Origin of the sequence: Paludibaculum fermentans, from assembly GCF_051172195.1 — a bacterium.
Taxonomy (GTDB): domain Bacteria; phylum Acidobacteriota; class Terriglobia; order Bryobacterales; family Bryobacteraceae; genus Paludibaculum; species Paludibaculum fermentans_A.
Window position 1 is genome coordinate 6,337,599 of record NZ_JBPJAQ010000001.1, and the last position, 18,197, is coordinate 6,355,795.

The window sequence follows — 18,197 nt, forward strand, 5'->3', positions numbered from 1 at the left end:
CAAATGCGTCCGGGTGGTGCAGGCCATCCGGGCGCATTTTTATTCCCGGCGGCTGGTTCAGCGAAGAGTAGCGCCCCAGGAGTTGCCGGCGCCGGGCAGTGCCGCGCTGGAGTATTCGTCCGCCAGGCGGCGCGCCGATTGCGTCAACTGCCAGCGATAAGCGACGGCGAGCACGAATAACCAGGTGGCGCCGGCGAACACGCCGGCTCTCACGCCCAGCAGGATGACGGAAGGTGTTCCGTAATCGGGCAGCAGGCTGACAAATAGGGCTGGCAGGCGAAGCGCCAGGAAGCCCACCAGGCAGCGCAGGGAAAACGCCATCTGGCCATCGCCCATCTGCTGGCTGATGCGATGGAGGGCAATGCCGAGCAGCGTGGGGAGAGCCAGGAGAAACGGGCTCAGCGACTGGAGAAAGCGGATGATCGCGAACTGCGAGTGCGCATCGGACAGGCGATCGCGGAGTGCGAAGATGCCGGGGACGAAGGCCAGGATCGCGAGGGCAAACAGATAGTCGACGCCGCGGAAGCGAACCCGCATGCCAATGTCCTGGAAGGACCAAAGCATGGCGGAGAGCCCGCCGGTGAGCAGCACGAGGGAGATGACGACCGGAACCTGACGGAGGCTGACCAGGGTGTAGTGATAGCGGTCGATCCAGCCCAGCGCGTAAGTGAGCCATTCGAAGGTGTAGCGGATGAGGGCGGCGGTGGAGGCCGCGCACATCAGCAGCCAGGCGCGCCGCATGCGCGAGCCTCTGGGATAGTCGTCCAGGATCTTCCTCGAGAGAATGGAGGCTAGCGCATAGGCTGCTACCTGGAGTGCATGCGTGAGGAGGACGCCGGGGCCATGCCCGTTCGGGACCTTGTGCGACGACTGCTCGAACTGCACGGCTGAGGAGATCAGGGCGGCCAAGGCCGCGACAAGCCAAAGCCGGTTGGTCGTGAGGCGTTCCAGCACGCGGCTATCCTTCCTTCACCGCCAGAAGTGTGCCCGCGATACCCACCAGCCGGCCGGCGGCCAAGCCGCAGACTGATCCGAAGCAATCGCTGAGCGTGGCGACAAAGCCCGGCCACGTGCGGGCGGTCAGGTTGGTCTCAGGCTTGCATATGACTTTTCGCGAAGCCAGGGCGATGGTGGCCGCGGCGGCACCGGGTCCGCAATAGGGAACCATGAGCGTGCGCAGGACACACAGGGCCTGGTCGATGCGCCATTCGGGCGCCGGGGCCCAATCCCGCGGGCGGAGGCTGGAGAGCCGGTCGAGCGTCACCTCTAGCAGTTGCTCGACCTCAGTTGAGGACAACGGATCGCAGTGCCGCAGCCGCAGCGCTTCCGCGGACATCTCCTGCTGCCAGTGCTCGAGTTGGGCCAGAGTCGCCCCACATTCAGCGCAGGCGGCGGCATGCTGGCGCAGGGCGGCCGCACGGTGGAGCGCAGTTGTGCCGTCTATCAGCGCCAGCCACTCTTGCTCGGAGATTCCGTGTCGCATTGCCATTTATACGGGCTGCAGGCCGAAGCGTTGCGCCAGGCGCTTCTTAATGTTGAAGAGCCTCCATTGCACGGTGCCGGTTGGTGTTCCCAGCACTTCCGCAATTTCGTGATATTCCAAGCCTTGGACAAACCTGAGGAGTACCAGCTCGCGGTCTTCGGCGTGCAGCCAGCGCAGCCACTCGGCCATGGCGAGTTTTCGAAGGGGATCTTCATTCGTGGAGCAGAGGTGCTCCGACGTCGATTCGATATCGGAAGTGGAGACCTGGCGCGATGAACGCCGGACATGCTGAAGCCAGCAATTGCGGGCAATGCGGAAGAGCCACGGACGGAAGAGTTCGTGATCCCTGAGGGTGCGGCATTGCGTGTAAACGGCGAGCATGACTTCCTGGGTGAGATCCTCGGCCACGCCGCGCTCACAGCCGTGCAACCGGAGATAGCTGAAGACGCGCGGACTGATGATCCTGAACAGATCAGAGAACGTGATTTCGTCCTGACGGGCGAGGAACTGTTCGATGGCTGCCCGCTCGTCCAGCAACGACCCGGTTGCGGTGCGCCCTCCCATGGTAATTACAGCGCGGCCGGGCCCGACGTTAATAGAGATGCCGGGGCGGCGGGTTCTGTTGGCAGGAAGTGGTGACAAGTCATGCCGGCCGGGGTGGGGTGCGCCGCTGGGGAGCGGAGGCGAACAGCCAGTGCGTGCGCGGCGGTTGGCGCGATCCGGCGGGAACGGGGCCACGAAAACATCAAATCATTCTATCTCCGTCCTGTTACAGATGCGACGGGAAAATAGCACCGGAACCGGTGCGGTGAATCGGTGTGGAGCGGCGGCCCGAGCGGCTTCCGAAGGGCCCGGAGCCGGGAGTTGGGTTGCAAGGGGTTTCAGGCCGAGGGGGGCAGGTGGGGGAATTCCTGGTATTCTGATTGCCGGCCGGGATTCGGAGGGACGATGAAATCGACGCGTATTGCGATGCTGCTGCTGTGCTCGGCGCACATGGTGTGGAGTGCGGAGCAACCCAAGCCGGCAAAGAAGGTCGCCGAGGCGAAGGCGGAGGGCATTACACGCGAGCAGGCCGATGCCATCCTGTCTGAGCTGAAAACAATCCGGCAGTTACTGGAAAAGCAGGCGGCCGCTAATCCTGCGCCGCCAGGACCCCGGGCCACCAAATTGAAGCTCAGTCCCGGAGACAAGGTGCTGGGCCGGATGGATGCACCTGTCACGATGGTGGAATTCACCGACTACCAATGTGGCTTTTGCCGTGCCTTTCACTTCAACACGTTTCCACAACTGAAGAGAGATTTCATCGACACGGGGAAGGTGCGGTTCATCAGCCGGGACTTGCCACTGGACTTCCATGCGAATGCCCTGCGTGCCGCGCAGGCCGCGCGTTGCGCCGGGGATCAGAACAAGTTCTGGGAGATGCGTGAGGTGATGATCGCCAACGCCTCCAAGCTCGGCGAGGATGACCTGAACGGATATGCGGGGCAACTGGGTATCAACGTGCCGGCATTTCAGGCGTGCCTGAGCAGTAGGAAGTACGAGTCCGATGTCCGCTCAGAGACCGCACAAGCCACCTTGCTGAACATTGACGGCACGCCGAGCTTCCTGATCGGCAAATCGACGTTGGATGGGGTCGAGGGCGAGATCATGGTCGGGGCGCTGCCTGTGGCCGCATTTGAGAAACGATTGCGGGAACTGGAGAGATAGCGGGCATCGGAAGGGTGAATGACGGCGGCGGAAACAGCGTTGATCGTCACGCAGAATCGGACGCCTGCGATGCTGCTGGCTGTACTGGCGGGCGGCTTCGGACTGCTGTTGTTGGCCGGATTGGCGGCCCTCCTCCGTCAATGGGAAGGGCGGATCGTCCCGCTGTATGCGTTGGGCGCGGTGCTGATCGGCCTGATCTCGTGGGGTTGCACGTGGGGTGTGCATCGGGCCAGGCATCCCAAAATCGTGCTCGAGATTACGCGCCTGGGCCTGGTCCCGCATTATGGCGTCGGTCTGCTTCGCGGGCAGGAAAAGGGGCCTGGGGGAGAGACGGAAGGATCCGGACCGCTCATGCCGTGGCGCAGCATCCAAGGCTTCCGGTTGGTAGAGAAGGAGATGCCTCTGCGAAGCGAACCGGACGGCAGCGTCGAAATGATCGAAGTAGTGGAGGTCCGCCTGAAGCAGGGTGTGCAGTGGCCCTATACGGGAACGGCCCTGGTGACCTTGCCGGAGGAACGCGGTATTGCGTACTTGCCGTCGGGTGGGGAGCCCGGACGGGAGGCGCTGGTGCAATTGTTGCAGCAGCACCTGCGGGCGGCGAGTTCCGGCGAATAGCGTTGCTTGAGCTGCATCACTAGCCGAGCGTTCGTGGACCTTAACATCAATTACATTGAGTCGATGAGACCCCTAACTCCGTAATCGACCGCAAACAGGCATAGAATGGTCGCCGAGGCCGAGACCAGCTATGCCCTTTCGCCCACGCGGCGCCATCTTCCTGCTGCTAAGCACTGCTTCCTTTGCGTTTGCCGCCGATCCGACGTTCTTACGGCGCTCCATCGCGGCTGCGCCGGTTCAACCGGACGATCTCACGGCCGGAGCCAAAGGCGCCGCCTACCGCCCGCTCTTCGGAATGGGCGATCCGCAGGCCAGGTACCTCAAGAGCATCGCCCGGTACGGTGAGCTGACCGTCGAGCCGGCGGGGCAATCCGCCCTGGTCTCCTATCCGGCCGAAGAGCAGGTGTACTTCGTCCTCTCCGGAACCGGGGCTGTTCTTTGCGACGGTGCAACCCAGGCCGTCAAGCCCAACGATTTCCTCTACCTGCCGCCCGGCAGCCGGCACGGCGTCGTCAACAACTCAGCCGGGCAGATTCACCTGCTGGTGATGGGCTTCCGCTTGCCCGGCGGCAACATCGTCCCGCCGGCCCGCCAGTTGATGATCGCCAACACCGCCGACGTGCCATTACAGCAATTGGCGAGCCACGGACCCACCACGCAGTTCAAGCTACTGATGGGCACCACAGAGAGCAAGCGCGACAAACTGCCCGCCGCCAGCCAGATGGCCAGCCTCTTCCTGATGGACTTTGCTCCTGGCGGCACCAATATCCCGCACCATCACGAGACGGAGGAGGAAATCTACTTCATCCTTCAGGGCAGTGGTGAGATGGTCGCCGGCGGCGGTGTCGATGGCAATGAAGGGCGCTATCCCACCCGTCAGGGTGACGCGTGGTTTCTGCGTCTCAATACCACGGTCGGTTTCTACAGCGCTGCGCAGCCCGGCGGCGCCCACGACCTGGTGCTCGCCGTCCGCTCCAGTTTCCCGTTCCCGCCTTCGCGACGCGCGCCCTAGCCGCGACGCAGCTATCCAGAAAGGACTCATTCCATCATGGCTCGTTCCACCCTCTCCCGGCGCCAGTTGCTGGCCGCGGCTGCCTTGCCGGGGCTCTTCCAAATGACCGAAGCCTCAGCCTCTTCGCAGACCCTCAACAAGAACTCCGCGCCCAGCCAGTTGAAGATCACAGACATCCGGTCGGTGCTGGTGGCTTCCAACTACGACTATCCCATCATCCGGATCGATACCAACCAGGGTGTCTATGGTCTTGGCGAGGTACGCGATGCGGGCAGGGAAGGCACGGCGCTGGTGCTCAAGCCGCACCTGATGGGCCGCAACCCGCTGCAGATCGAACCCATTCTGGATAGCATCCGGAACTTCGCCAGCCAGCAGCGCATGGGCGGAGGCTATAGCGCGATCGACATGGCGCTGCATGATATCGCCGGCAAGGTGTATCGCGTTCCGGCCTGGCGCCTGATCGGGTCAAAGTACCGCGATTCCATCCGCGTCTACTGTGATACCGACCAGAGTAAAGACCCCAAGATCTTTGCCGATCGTCTGCGGAAGCGCAAAGCTCAAGGCTTTACCTTCTTCAAGATGGACCTGGGCACCAGCCTGGTTGTGGACCGTCCGGGTGCCGTCACCAGCTACAACACAGCCACCACGAAGGGCCTCCAGTATCTCTGCGAGTACATCCAGGCCATTCGTGACCAGATTGGCTGGGAGGCTCCGCTGGCGACCGATCACTTTGGTCCGCTCAGCCTGAACGACAGCATCCGCTATGCGCGCGCATTCGAGCCCTACAACCTGGCCTGGGCAGAAGACATGATCCAGGTAGGCCATTTGGGGGCCGGCGGCGATGCTCCAAAGAACTGGCGCGCTTACCGCGACCTGTCCGATGCCACGACAACGCCCATCGCCACGGGCGAGAGTCTCTTCGGGTTGGAGGAAGGCTTCAAGGCGCTCATCGACAATCGGGCGGTCGACATCATTCACCCGGATCCCCTCACCTCCGGCGCCATCCGCGAAACCAAGCGCATTTGCGACTATGCCTCGATGAATGGAGTCCAGACGGCCATCCATTTCGCGGGTTCTCCGGTGGGGTGCCTGGCGTCCGTGCATATGGCGGCCACCCTCAAGGATATGTTGGCCATGGAGAACCACGCGGTCGATATCCCCTGGTGGGGCGACCTCGTCACAGGCCCCGCGAAGCCCATCGTGGAGCATGGCTTCATCCAGGTGCCCGATGCTCCTGGCCTCGGGGTTGAACTCAACGAGGCGGTGGTGAAGCAGCACATCCGCAAGGGCGGCTACTTCGAACCCACCCCTCAATACGACGATTACATCCTGGACCGCTTCCGCCTGGGCGGGCCGTATCCGCATCTGGACGAGAACGGCCAACCCGTCGTGAAGCAGTAGTCGTCTACTTCGTCCGGATGGAGTAGAGACTCGACTGGGTGAGGATGAACAGCGTGTCGCCGCCAGGGCCGCCGAACACCAGTTGAAGCGGCCTTTCCGGCATACGGATGACATCGATCAATTGGCCCGCCGGTGTGTAGACATAGATCTGGCCGGCGGCCACATAGACATTACCCGCTTTGTCCTGCGCCAGGCTTTCGCCGCCTTGCTCGACAAACGTCTCCAACTGGCCCAGGGTTCCGTCGGGCTTGACCTGGCCGCGATACGTCCGCTGGTCCGATTCGTTGGTGACATAGAAGGGGCGCCGCGTGTCTGCCTTCACCAATCCATAGGTTTGGAGAATGTAGGCCCATTTGTAGCCCAGGTACGCCGGCCCCTGGACAATCACGTCATCCGAGGGAATGAACAGACTTCCGTCCGGCGAAACATACTGATTCTTCGTCCGCGTGGTGACCAGTTTGCGGAACATCTGGTCCAGGGTGACGTACTCCAGCTTGGCCGTATCGAGGGTATTCGTGAAGTCGCCATTCACCCAGAAGTTCACGGGCAACACCGCCGTTGCCCCGGGCCGGTCCGCGGCTGGCTGCGGCGCCAGGACCGTGACCTCGTCCTCCGGCCCGTCGGGCTTAAGTGAGTACACGGCCATCCCGCTGCCGCCCGATGAAACCACAATCAGGTTGCCGGCCTTGTCGAAGATGAGGTTCACGGGATCCAATGGGCTGTCGCGCACCACGTCCAGGCGCCTGGACTCCGGCGACCAGCGATAGATTCGATGCCAGTGCGCGTCCACGAAATAGAGTCGTCCCGCGGCGTCCACAGCTCCGCCGGCGCTGTTGTAGAAGCCTCCCGTGAGCTTTTCCACTTTGGAGCCGGGCGCGATGACGGTGGCCGGGTATGACATTGCAGGCGCTGGCCGCCCGCCGTTCCAGTCCAGGTTGGCGAACTCCCGGTCGCGTACTTCGACATTGGAACCCGGATCCCAGATTGCCGTCCCGTACGAGACCTTGCCTGATCGCACATACTGCCGGCAACCACCCTTTTCCGTACATTGCATCAGCGAGCTGTTGTTGTCCACGTGAATGTTCCGGAAGCGGATGCCTGTCGAGTTGGTGACCATAATCGCGTAGGGGAAGGGGTGATAGCTGCGCACCACCCGGTAGCCATGAAAATTCGCGAAGGTCAGGTTGCTGGAATTGCTGACCTCCAGCGCCGATGCGGACTCACTCTCGCCGCGCTCCCCTTCTGTCTGCAAGGCGTAGAAGTCCCAGTTCTGCACATGATCGACCTTCACCTCGGTCCGCACATGGTGTTCGCTCGACACCTGGTATACCTTGCCTGGCGTCGTTGTGTCGGATATGTAGAGTCCAGTCTGCGCGAAGGTGCTGGGTGTCCATAGATTCGAGAATGTGCCTCCTCCGCCATGAGTCACCCACAGGCTGGGATACTGGCTGTCCCAGCGGCGGCGCGGGTCAGGATCCGCGCTCAGGTTGCTGTTATAGGGCTGCTCCCGCTTGCCGGAAGGACCACGCGTGCCATGTCCGCCCAGGAAGCGAACGTCATCCATCTGCGAGTCCTTGCCCGCCATCCACAGCGCGCCGACGGCCCGGCTGTTGGCTCCGCCGGTATACAGGCCGATGCCGGTAACGAGATTGGTGCCGCCGCGGGGTGCCAGCAGCAGCGCTTTCGGACTACCGGGCCCCTGGAACGCTGCAGTTCCATCCAACACATCGAGTTGCGTCAGATCCGGATGCAAACCGATCAAAATGCTGTCCGGCCGCAACGTCAGGGTGTCGCTGACCACATAACGGCCCATGGGCAGGTAGAGCACCGGGTTCTCATTGATCGCCTTCTGCAGCGCCGCTGTCTCGTCGGTCACTCCGTCGCCCTTCAACCCGAGCGATTTCAGGTTGACCCATTTGTCCGTGGCAGGAGGATCCCTGAGGGCGCTGGGGCCGGTCGCGGGCAGGGCATTCAATGGCTCCGCGAGGAAGCCCGTCTTCCTCTCCGCTACCGCTGCCGGGCCCGCCAGAGCATAGCCGTGGGACAGTGATTTCACCTGATAGATGGGGCCCTTCGCCGTCAATTGCCTGCCGCTCTCGCGAAACTGCGCGAAGACGGGCACAGCCTGGCACACGCTGCTTTCCACATTGATCTGCGTCAGGCGGCTCTTCTCGTTGCTGATGAGCAACGCCGGCCCGCTGATGTTCACAAATTGCGAGTCCTTGATCCAAAGCTGGTCGGAGTACCCTGCATCGATAGCAACGGCTGCCGGCACATTGCGGAACTGGCAGCGCACCAGCGTCAACTGCGCCTCGTTCTCACGGATGGCGGCCTCTCGCTGCCCCTCGAAGGTCGCATCGATCACCGAGAACTGCCAGGCCGGTGACGGCTTCTTTGTGAAGATGCCGTATCGCCCACCATGAAAATGCACATCGTAGGCGATATTGCCCGCATCGTGGATCCCTGCCAGGCCGGAGCCCAGGCGGAAGTCCATATGCGCCAGGTAGCCGTGCTGCGCTACATGGAAGCGCACAGCGACGGCGGCCGCGTTGTCATTGCCGATCTCGAAATCGACGTTGCTCATCGCCGAGTAGAAAGTGCCCGGATTCGCATCGGCGATCTTGTCATTCGCAGGCACGGTGCCCGGGGGTGGCGGCGGCAGTCGAAACACCGGGTTTTGCACCGGCCGCATGCCGGCAAAGAAGAACATCGTTCCGATGCCCTGCTGGAAGCCCGCTGTGTGGTCTCCCAGGACAAAGACCGGCCGCTGCTCTCCGTAGCCGATAATGCGGATGCCCGGCCACACATAGATGGTCCGCGTGACGCGGTAACGCCCTTCCGGTACGAAGAGAATCCCTTCGCCGGTGGTTTCCTGAACCTTGTCGATCGCGGCCTGAATGCCCGCGCTATCGTCAGTCAAGCCGTCGCCGCGCACGGCGAAACGGTCCTGCGTCAGGTATACCGCCTGCGCATCGTCAATTCGCGTCTTATAGTAGGATGCCCCATCGCAGGGCAGAAGAAATCCGCCCAGGATCATGCCGAAGAGAATGAGTCGCGCCATCGATCAACACTCCTGAACTGCGAGCGTTTCGTTGCGTAATCATCATATGCCCAGGGTGGGCTTTGCGCGACTGGTGGCCGGACGCGTTGCTGGTCGAGGCGGTCGCCATCGGCCACCACGCCGAGGGAGAGGAGGGCACACCCACATCCGCAGTTGCCGCCATCTGATTGTGCGAGAATCACCGCAAGGAGTTTCCTTATGATCCTGCGATCCCTGATGCTCGCCGTCGTCTGCGCCGCAGTCGCATTTGCGGCTGACGTGACTGGAAAATGGACAGCCGAGTTCGACACCCAGATCGGCACACAGAAGTACACCTACGATTTCAAAGTGGATGGCCCTAAACTCACCGGCACGATCAAGGGCGGTCCAGGGGATATGGCCAGCGAATCGGAGGTGAAGGAAGGAAAGGTCACCGGCGACGAGATTTCCTTCGTCGAGGTCTTCAAGATGGAAGGCAATGAAATCCGGATCGACTACAAAGGCAAGGTCTCGGCCGACAGTATCAAGTTCACTCGCAAAGTAGCTGACTTCGCCACCGAGGAATTCACCGCCAAGCGAGCCAAGTAGGCTTACTCATTCTTCGGGCCGGTTACGCCGGGGCCTCCACTGGCCCTGATTGTGAAAAGCCGCGTAGCGAGGCCCCGGCGCGTGTATTCTTCTTACATGGACAGACGCACGTTTCTCGCACTCGCGCCGCTCGCCTCCGGCGCACTCCTTGGCAGCCGTTCCGCTGTTGCCGCCGCCCCGGCCAACAAGCGCGAGAGGATGCTCCGATGGCTTGCGGGCAAGACCGATCCCGGCTACACGCCAGCAGCGTTCTTCCTCCATTTCGGGCCGCAATATAAGACCGGATCTTCGGCCGCCAAGCGCCACCTGGAGTTCTTCCGCGCGACCGATATGGACTTCGTCAAGATCCAGTTCGAGCAGACCTACGACCGTCAACCCAACCTCAATACTCCGGCCGACTGGGCAAAGCTGAAGCTCCAGAAGCTCGACTTCTACGAGGACCAGCTGCAGACAGTGCGTGAACTGGTCAGGGAGGCCAAGAAGGACGCGCTCGTCCTCATGACCCTCTATTCACCCTATATGTGCGCCGGACATTGTGCCACCTCGCCGCTGCTGCATCGTCACCTGGAGGAGAACCCGGAGGCCGTGAAACGGGGCTTGGAAATCCTGACGGAAAGCCAGATGCTCTTCGTGCGCGCCTGTATCAAAGCTGGCGTCGACGGCTTCTACATGTCTACCCAGGGATCAGAGGCGAAGCAGTTCTCCACGCCGAAGATCTTCGCCAATTATGTGAAGCCGTCTGATCTGGTCGCCATGAAGGAGATCTCGGCTTCCTGCCCCTTTAACATCGTGCATGTCTGCGACTACAATGCCCCATACTCCGATTATTCGGCCACGCTCGACTACCCCGGCCATGTGGTCAACTGCAATCCGAAAGTGATTGGCAGGGAGCTCCCGCTGCCGGAGATCTCCAAAATGTTCAAACGTCCTTACATGGGCGGGCTCGATCGGCACAGCCTGCCGGCCGGGGCGACGCCACAGCAACTGGGCGACGAAGTCCAGCGAGTGGTGAAGAGCGCCCCTCGACAGTTCATCCTCGGCGCCGATTGCACCGTCGCCGGCGATACAGACTGGAAGCGGCTGCGCCAGATCATCGACGCGGCGCATCGCAGCGGACAGAAATCTTAGCCGCGATTACAGCCGTACGGGTTCGTGCTTCTTCACCCAATCGGGATCCAGATCCGCTCCGAAGCCCGGCGCGGTCGGCACCTTGATCTTCCCGTTCACGACTTTCATCGGTGCCGTTTTACATTCGTACTTCACGTGGGTTTTGAAGGACTTGAACTCGTGATGCTCGCCGGCATTCGGCGCGGCTGACACGAATTGGATGTCGTACAGGAAACCGAGCCCTCCGCCCGACATGTGCGGGACAATCGTCCGGCCGCAGGCGGCGGCCATGCGCGCCACCTTCATCGAGCGGATCAGGCCGCCAAAGTAGTAGTTGTCGGGCTGCACGATGTCGAGCCCATCATTGGCCATCAGCCAGCGGAAGCCGTAGTAGTCGAAATCCTGTTCGCCGTTGGCAATCGGGATTGTGAGTGCGTCGGCAACCTGCTTGATCTCTTCGATGTGATCGAACTTCACGGGTTCTTCGAAGTAGACAAACTTGTACTCCTCCAGCAGCTTTCCTACCCGGATTGCCTCGGGCACCGTGTAGAAACTGTTGGAATCGGCATACAGCGCCATCTTGTCCCCAAACGTCTTGCGAACCAGGGGGACGATCTTCTCCGTGCGGCCGGGAGGGCCCACGGCGTACATGTCCGTGGTCATGAACATCAGGCCGCCAATCTTAATCTTCAGCGCGTGGATGTCGTGTTCGGCCACCGCACCCTGGATCAGCTTGAGCGATTCCTCCACGGGCTTTTCGCGCCACTCCGTGGCCATGTAGACGCCCACTTCGCGGTTGTGAATCTCGCCGATCAACTCGCCCACCGGCCTCTTCGCCATGCGGCCCAGCATCTCCAGAATGGCGAATTCCACGGTGGCCAGCGGCAACCCCAGGGCCAGGCCGCTGAGACGGAAGTTGAAGCCGAAGATGAAGATCTTCTCGAGGATGAGATCCAGTTCGCGGGCGTCCTTACCCAGGAAGAATGGCGCCACGTTCCTGAGGAAAATCGGGAACAGGGTGTTCATCGAACTGTGGGCGACTGAGATGCCTTCGGCGCCATCCTTCGACCGTACCCGGCACAAGTAGGCGCCATCCAGGTGGAGCAGTTCCACGGATTCAATGATCACGGGCGTGGAGAAATACTGCCTCTTCAGGACGGGCTGTTGGAGGATCGCATCCAGCTTGTCATAGCGTGCCTGGACGGCAGGGGTGGGCGCGGCGGCAGCAGGCAGTGCGGCCATGCCTGCTCCGGCTGCGGCGCAAAGAAAACTGCGGCGATCGGCCTTCATCGGGTGAATTCCTCCTGTCGCGGGCCGCCCTGCGAAGGGAAGCCCGGTGCACGGCTGCATCCAGGGCGCGTGGCGTCCTCAGGACAGAGCCGACCTCAATCTATCACGCACAGGCAAGGTGCAGTACAGCTGCCATCCAGGGGGCGGTAAGTGCCGGCCGTGCACTCAGGCCCAACCATGGTTGAGGGAGTTGCCGCTCCTAAACACTTGGCTCACCAGGGAACTTCGCCGCTCCTCCTGGCTCCGGCCGGCCGATTCAGACCCGCCATGCCTTTTTCTGATACAAAAGTTCAGATGCCCGTTTTGCAGTTCGTCCCGGTCACTCATGCTGTATCGACCCTTCCGCTCAGTTCCCACAGGCCGCCCAAGGCAGGGGCAGGGAAGCGCCATACCCTCTCCGGCACACGTCACCAGGGGCTCGGAGCGGTTCGCGCGTGATTGGGCCAACCATTCGTCCCAAGCAGGCAGCACCCCGGCAACCGCTTGATCCTACCCGCCCCAGGCTCAGGAGCTTGGCCGTCATTCACATTCTGGCGCTCTGGGCGTGTTTGTTGCCTTTGGCCCAGCATGCCGCGGCCCAGAAACAGAACGAGTCGTACCAGCTTCACATCCACCGCGCTCCGTCGGCGGTAGTCATCGACGGCAGCGTGCGCGAGCCGGCCTGGAACTCCGCGGAAGTTGTCAACAACTTCTGGATGGTTTTACCGATGGATACAGGAAAGGCGAACGTGCGCACCGACGTTCGCATGATGTACGACGATCAGAATATCTACCTCAGCGCGGTCTGCTATCACGGCAACGTGCCGGGCCCCTTCATGGTCGAGTCCCTCAGGCGGGACTGGGGCTTCAGCAATAACGACAACTTCATCTTTTTCCTCGACACTTTCGACGATCAGACCAATGGGTTCACCTTTGGCGTCAACGCGGCCGGAGCACAATGGGATGGCCTCCTTTACGAGGGCGGCAAAGCGAACCTCAGTTGGGACAACAAATGGACCTCCGCGGTCAAAACCTACAGCGACCGCTACGAACTTGAGATTGCGATCCCGTTCAAGAGCATCCGCTACAAGAAGGGCATTCAGAGATGGGGGGTCAATTTCAGCCGCCTGGACCTCAAGACCACTGAGAAATCGTCGTGGACTCCCATTCCGCGGCATTTCCCCACCGCGGCGCTAGCCCTCACCGGTGTCCTCATCTGGGACGAGGCGCCACCTTCCCAGGGCCCCAATATCTCCCTCATCCCCTATGCGCTGGGCGGCATCAGCACAGATCACGAGGCGAACACACGGCGCGATATCCGCCACGACGTCGGCCTGGATGCCAAGGTGGCCATCGGCTCCGCGCTCAATCTCGACCTCACGGCCAATCCCGATTTCTCCCAGGTCGATGTGGATCAGCAGGTCACGAACCTCGACCGCTACGAGCTGTTCTTCCCGGAGAAACGCCAGTTCTTCCTTGAGAACGGCGATCAGTTCGCCAATTTTGGCTATGCCACCATACGCCCATTCTTTAGCCGCCGCATCGGCCTGGGCGGGGTCCCCATCCGGTTCGGTGCCCGCCTCAGCGGCAAACTGAATAAGGATTGGCGCCTGGGCATCATGGATATGCAGACTGGAGCCGAGGACGGCCAGGGTCTGCCCCCTCAGAATTTCTCCGTGTTCGCCCTGCAGCGCCGCCTCTTCAGCCGGTCCAATATCGGTATTCTCCTGGTGGACAAGGAATCCACTGCTTACCAGTCCGTCACGCGGCCGGCTGTCCCTTCCAGTTACAACCGTAACCTCGGCCTGGAATACAACCTCGCTTCAGCCGACAACCTCTGGACGGGCAAACTGCTCTACCTGCGATCGTTCCAGTCGGGCAATCAGAAATCCGGAGCCGTCTATGCCGGCCACCTGCAGTACAACAGCCGCCGCTGGCTCTTGCTGGGACAATCCGAGAACATCGACACTCATTATTCCGCCGAAGTCGGCTATGTGCCTCGCAATGGCTACCATCGGGCGTTTTCCACTGTTGGCTATACTTTCCTGCCGGAAGGCGGCCGCATCCTCAGCCATGGGCCCACGGTCAACAGCAGCACCTTTTTCGACTGGCAGGGCCGGCTCAGCGACTACGAGAACACGCTGGGTTATACGGTCACAACTCGTGGCTTGAATGTGTTTACGACCACTGCCGGAGCCGACTATGTGCGCCTTCTGCAACCCTTCGACCCCACCAACTCCGGCCGCGAGAAACTGGAAACCAATACGGTGCATCGCTGGAATTTTTGGACTACCAAGTTCGATTCCAAGCCGCAGAGCGTCTTTCGCTATGGGTTCTCGACCCTCTACGGCGGCTACTACGCAAATGGTACGCGCCTCAACCTGACCAGTACGATCGGCTATCGCATCCAGCCGTATGTCAGCGTCACGGGATCGGTCAGCTACAACGACATACGCCTGAAAGAGCCTTGGGGCCGCAATACGTTTTGGCTGATCGGCCCGCGCTTTGACGTAACCTTGACCAACACGCTCTACTTCACAACGTTTGTTCAATATAACGAGCAGCAGCAGAACATGAACGTGAACACGCGCATCCAGTGGCGCTATAAACCCGCCTCGGACGTCTTCCTTGTTTGGACCGACAACTACATGCCCGAGTACCTGCAGCCGGGTCAGAACACACCCGGGCTCTTCTCGGTGAAGAATCGTGCATTGGTCCTGAAATGGACCTACTGGTGGAACCTGTAAGGGCCTCTGTCAAACCAGGTTCTCCTCCCCGCCAGATTGCTATCTTTCGCCGCAACGATAGCTGGCTTCGTTTCGATTTGGTGAATGGGGATTCTCGTGCTCACCTCCACCGGCACCCATGACGGCTGCAGGCTCCCGCAAATCAAGCGTGGTGAATCTGTTACGCAGGCAACAGATAGGCGCGAGCGGATTGCTATCCACAGTTTCGGCGACCGGAATTATCCTCGACGCGCTCACCTTTTGCCTGAGCCGACAATCTGTACTGTTTCGTGCGTAAAATAACGATGAGGGGGGCACAGTGTCTGATCCCGCAACACCGCATCTCGATCCCTGCGTCGATTTCTCCGTCCCTCTCGAAGCGGTCCTTTGCGAGGGAGAGTTGCACCGCCGGCCCGTGCGTCCGCCTGACTACGAGAATGAGAATCGTGCCCTTGTTGCGTTAGCTAAAGCCTTGGTCGATTCTACGCAGGATGTCCTCCAAGTCCTTACGGAGAACATTCTCCACATCACGCAATCCGATTCGTCCGGCATCAGCTTGGTCACCCGGGATGACGGGGGAAGACGCATCTACTGGCCTGCGATCGCCGGTGCCTGGAACCCGCACACCGGCAGCGGTTCTCCACGCGAATGCGGCCCCTGTGGAGTTGCGCTGGAGCAGAATCGTGTACTCCTCTTCCACCGCTTCGAGCGTCGCTACACTCTGTTCCGGGCCGTGATGCCGGCGGCTGAAGAATGCCTGGTGGTTCCCTTCTATGTGGACGGGCGGGCCGTAGGGACCATGTGGGCGATAACACACTCAGATCGGCGGAAGTTCGACTCAGAAGATGAACGCGTGATGCAGGCGCTGGGGCAATTCGCCGCCGTTGCCTATCAGACGCGCAATCTCATCAATGGCCTCAGCGTCCAGATAGCGGCCCGCGAAGAAGCGGAATCAGCGCTGCGCCGGTCCGCCAGCGGCGTGGAACAGCGGGCACGCTCCATCATCGAATCTGCGCTGGACGCAGCCGTCGCCATGAACTCCGAGGGGGCGATCACGGAATGGAACAGGCAGGCGGAGCAGATCTTCGGGTGGCCGAGAGAAGAAGCACTGGGGAAGTCCCTGGCTCAGACCATAATCCCGGTGCAGTTCCGGGCGGCCCACGAACAAGGCCGTCGTCGCTTCTTCGAAACAGGCGTGGGGCAGGTGCTGAACCGCCGCATCGAAATGACGGCCATGCATCGAAGCGGTCGCGAATTTCCGGTGGAACTCAGCGTGACACCTGTGAAAGTAGGCGAATCCTGGAGTTTTCACGCCTTCGTTCGTGATATCTCCGAGCGCAAGCATGCGGAGGGTGCTCTCCGAGCCAGTGAACAGAACCTGGCGCTCATTATTAATACCATCCCGATTCTCGTCTGGTCCGCCAGCCCCGATGGCTTCGCTGATTATTTGAGCCAACACTATCTGGATTACTCCGGGCTATCAGCTGATCAGGCGCTGGGCTGGGCCTGGACCATCGCGGTGCATCCCGACGACAGGGGCGGCCTGACAGCTTACTGGCGATCCATACTATCGGCTGGAACGGGCGGAGAGTATGAGGCGCGGCTTCGAAGATTCGACGGCGTATACCGCTGGTTTCTCATTCGTGCTCGCCCCTTACGCGACGAACAGGGCTCCATCGTCAAATGGTACGGAACCAATACAGACATTGAAGATCGCAAGGTTGCGGAAGAGGCCTTGCGCGGGAGCGAAGGCTCCTTGCGCGAAAGCGAAGAGAGCCTCCTGGTGATGTTCAACGCGATACCTGCGCTGGTCTGCACCCTCAATGCCGCTTGGGAGGTTCAACAGGTCAATCAACAGCTTCTCGACTACTTCGGCATCCCACTGGAATCCCTGAAGAATTGGGCCTTCATCGGGGTGGTGCATCCAGATGACCTGGAGGACGTCGTGGCCCGCTGCCGTCACTCCGTGGAAGCTGGAACTTCGTATGACATTGAGCATCGCTGCCGCAGAAACGATGGTGTGTTTCGTTGGTTTCACGTTCGCGGCCGGCCGCTGCGCAATGCAGAGGGCCGGATCATCCGCTGGTATGTTGTGCTGATCGATGTCGAGGATCGGAAAAGAGCAGAGGAGACCCTCAGGAAGAGTGAACACGACCTGCGCAGATTGACTGAGACAATTCCTGCGATGGTCTGGAGCGCGAGGCCGGACGGCGAGATCGACTACTGCAACAATCGGTTCCTGCACTACACGGGGTTTTCGCCTGAAGAAGTGACAGGCGAGGGATGGCGGAAAACCATACATCCGGAAGACGCTGCGCGCGTTTATCCAATCTGGATGTCATCCGTCAGGGCCGGAACGCCCTATCGAGTCGAGGTTCGGACGTTGCATGCGGCGGATGGAACTTACCGCTGGTGCATGGTGACAGCCCTCCCGTTGATGGACCAACAGGGACAGGTCGTCAAATGGTACGGCACGATTGTTGACATGCAGGATTGGAAACGGGACCAGGAGGAGTTGCGCACGATGCAGGCGGAACTTGCGCATGTGACGCGCCTGATGACGATGGGGGAAATCACGGCATCCATCGCGCACGAGGTCAACCAGCCTCTGGCCGCGGCCGTCGCCAGCGGCGACAGTTGTGTGGCGTGGCTGGCGAATACCCCACCGAATGTGGACAAGGCGCGGGCCGCTGCGGACCGCGTCGTACAGGCTGTCACCCAGGCGAGTTCAGTCGTTCAGCGCATTCGCACCATGGTCAAAAAGGCTCCCGTTGTCAGAAGCCGGCTGGAGATCAACGAAGTGATTGTCGAAGCCGTCTCCTTGATTCAATCCGAGGTGGCGTCGAAACGGATTGCACTCCAGACAGACCTCGCGGAGAACATGCGGATGGTTGATGGAGACCGCGTCCAAATCACCCAGGTGATTCTCAATCTGGCGATGAATGGTATCGAAGCCATGTCTCAGTTGGACAGCCCGGCTCGCCGCTTGATGATCCGTTCCACGGCCGCGGATCACAAAGAGCTGCGGGTTGCGATCGCCGATAACGGGCCAGGCCTGGATCCTGACATTACAGGCCATCTCTTCAATCCGTTCTTCACCACGAAGCGTGAGGGGATTGGCATGGGACTCTCCATTAGTAAATCGATCATAGAAGCGCACGGCGGCCGGCTCTGGGCCACACCGAACGAGCCGCGTGGAGCGGTATTCCATTTCGCGTTGCCTACCACACCAGACAAATGAAACAGCCA

The 18,197-nt window shown here is 61.0% G+C and carries 13 protein-coding genes; 8 read left to right on the forward strand and 5 right to left on the reverse strand.

Features of this window, described 5'->3' with window-relative positions; translation table 11 throughout:
* Positions 1-57: 57 nt before the first annotated feature.
* The 3 genes from ACR9Y2_RS25480 to ACR9Y2_RS25490 are packed head-to-tail and all read right to left on the reverse strand — an operon-like array spanning position 58 to position 2,047.
* A complete protein-coding gene (locus tag ACR9Y2_RS25480) occupies positions 58-954 on the reverse strand; it encodes a hypothetical protein (RefSeq protein ID WP_435044528.1) in 897 nt (298 codons plus the stop codon).
* Positions 955-958: 4 nt separating this feature from the next.
* Positions 959-1,483, reverse strand: a complete 525-nt coding sequence (locus ACR9Y2_RS25485) for a hypothetical protein (RefSeq protein WP_435044529.1) — start codon at positions 1,481-1,483, stop codon at positions 959-961.
* A gap of 6 nt (positions 1,484-1,489) precedes the next feature.
* Positions 1,490-2,047 (reverse strand): RNA polymerase sigma factor, encoded by a 558-nt coding sequence (locus ACR9Y2_RS25490; protein ID WP_435044530.1) that lies wholly within the window; start codon positions 2,045-2,047, stop codon positions 1,490-1,492.
* Between the two features lie 384 nt (positions 2,048-2,431).
* Between ACR9Y2_RS25490 and ACR9Y2_RS25495 the strand changes: the two genes are divergently transcribed.
* The 4 genes from ACR9Y2_RS25495 (at position 2,432) to ACR9Y2_RS25510 (ending at position 6,218) form a co-directional block, all read left to right on the forward strand.
* Positions 2,432-3,190 carry a DsbA family protein gene (locus ACR9Y2_RS25495; protein ID WP_435044532.1) on the forward strand — a complete coding sequence of 253 codons (759 nt, stop codon included), beginning with the start codon at positions 2,432-2,434 and terminating at the stop codon, positions 3,188-3,190.
* Positions 3,191-3,208: 18 nt separating this feature from the next.
* A complete protein-coding gene (locus ACR9Y2_RS25500; RefSeq protein WP_435044533.1) occupies positions 3,209-3,805 on the forward strand; it encodes a hypothetical protein in 597 nt (198 codons plus the stop codon).
* 130 nt (positions 3,806-3,935) lie between these two features.
* Positions 3,936-4,817 carry a cupin domain-containing protein gene (locus ACR9Y2_RS25505; protein WP_435044535.1) on the forward strand — a complete coding sequence of 294 codons (882 nt, stop codon included), beginning with the start codon at positions 3,936-3,938 and terminating at the stop codon, positions 4,815-4,817.
* A 36-nt stretch (positions 4,818-4,853) separates the two neighbouring features.
* Entirely contained in the window at positions 4,854-6,218 is a 1,365-nt protein-coding gene (locus ACR9Y2_RS25510; protein WP_435044536.1) for a mandelate racemase/muconate lactonizing enzyme family protein, read from the forward strand.
* Between the two features lie 4 nt (positions 6,219-6,222).
* Here the strand turns inward: ACR9Y2_RS25510 and ACR9Y2_RS25515 are convergent, their stop codons facing one another.
* On the reverse strand, positions 6,223-9,279 hold the full coding sequence (locus ACR9Y2_RS25515) for a glycosyl hydrolase family 28-related protein (protein WP_435044537.1): 3,057 nt from the start codon (positions 9,277-9,279) through the stop codon (positions 6,223-6,225).
* Positions 9,280-9,477: 198 nt separating this feature from the next.
* On the opposite strand from ACR9Y2_RS25515, the gene ACR9Y2_RS25520 reads away from it, so the two are divergent.
* Positions 9,478-9,846 (forward strand): hypothetical protein, encoded by a 369-nt coding sequence (locus tag ACR9Y2_RS25520; RefSeq protein WP_435044538.1) that lies wholly within the window; start codon positions 9,478-9,480, stop codon positions 9,844-9,846.
* A 96-nt stretch (positions 9,847-9,942) separates the two neighbouring features.
* Entirely contained in the window at positions 9,943-10,974 is a 1,032-nt protein-coding gene (locus ACR9Y2_RS25525) for a uroporphyrinogen decarboxylase family protein (RefSeq protein WP_435044539.1), read from the forward strand.
* A 6-nt stretch (positions 10,975-10,980) separates the two neighbouring features.
* Here ACR9Y2_RS25525 and ACR9Y2_RS25530 read toward each other — a convergent pair whose 3' ends face one another.
* Positions 10,981-12,243 (reverse strand): mandelate racemase/muconate lactonizing enzyme family protein, encoded by a 1,263-nt coding sequence (locus ACR9Y2_RS25530; RefSeq protein WP_435044540.1) that lies wholly within the window; start codon positions 12,241-12,243, stop codon positions 10,981-10,983.
* Positions 12,244-12,764: 521 nt separating this feature from the next.
* Here ACR9Y2_RS25530 and ACR9Y2_RS25535 point away from each other — a divergent pair.
* Together ACR9Y2_RS25535 and ACR9Y2_RS25540 are read left to right on the forward strand one after the other, a co-directional pair.
* A complete protein-coding gene (locus ACR9Y2_RS25535) occupies positions 12,765-14,969 on the forward strand; it encodes a DUF5916 domain-containing protein (protein WP_435044903.1) in 2,205 nt (734 codons plus the stop codon).
* A gap of 298 nt (positions 14,970-15,267) precedes the next feature.
* Positions 15,268-18,189, forward strand: coding sequence for a PAS domain S-box protein (locus ACR9Y2_RS25540; RefSeq protein WP_435044541.1), 2,922 nt, complete (start codon positions 15,268-15,270; stop codon positions 18,187-18,189).
* The last annotated feature ends 8 nt before the right edge of the window (positions 18,190-18,197 follow it).

Coding starts and splice junctions, on each gene's coding strand:
- ACR9Y2_RS25485 (WP_435044529.1), bottom strand. CDS start 1,483: ATGCGACACGGAATCTCCGAGCAAGAGTGGCTGGCGCTGATAGACGGC.
- ACR9Y2_RS25490 (WP_435044530.1), bottom strand. CDS start 2,047: ATGGGAGGGCGCACCGCAACCGGGTCGTTGCTGGACGAGCGGGCAGCC.
- ACR9Y2_RS25495 (WP_435044532.1), top strand. CDS start 2,432: ATGAAATCGACGCGTATTGCGATGCTGCTGCTGTGCTCGGCGCACATG.
- ACR9Y2_RS25500 (WP_435044533.1), top strand. CDS start 3,209: ATGACGGCGGCGGAAACAGCGTTGATCGTCACGCAGAATCGGACGCCT.
- ACR9Y2_RS25505 (WP_435044535.1), top strand. CDS start 3,936: ATGCCCTTTCGCCCACGCGGCGCCATCTTCCTGCTGCTAAGCACTGCT.
- ACR9Y2_RS25510 (WP_435044536.1), top strand. CDS start 4,854: ATGGCTCGTTCCACCCTCTCCCGGCGCCAGTTGCTGGCCGCGGCTGCC.
- ACR9Y2_RS25515 (WP_435044537.1), bottom strand. CDS start 9,279: ATGGCGCGACTCATTCTCTTCGGCATGATCCTGGGCGGATTTCTTCTG.
- ACR9Y2_RS25520 (WP_435044538.1), top strand. CDS start 9,478: ATGATCCTGCGATCCCTGATGCTCGCCGTCGTCTGCGCCGCAGTCGCA.
- ACR9Y2_RS25525 (WP_435044539.1), top strand. CDS start 9,943: ATGGACAGACGCACGTTTCTCGCACTCGCGCCGCTCGCCTCCGGCGCA.
- ACR9Y2_RS25530 (WP_435044540.1), bottom strand. CDS start 12,243: ATGAAGGCCGATCGCCGCAGTTTTCTTTGCGCCGCAGCCGGAGCAGGC.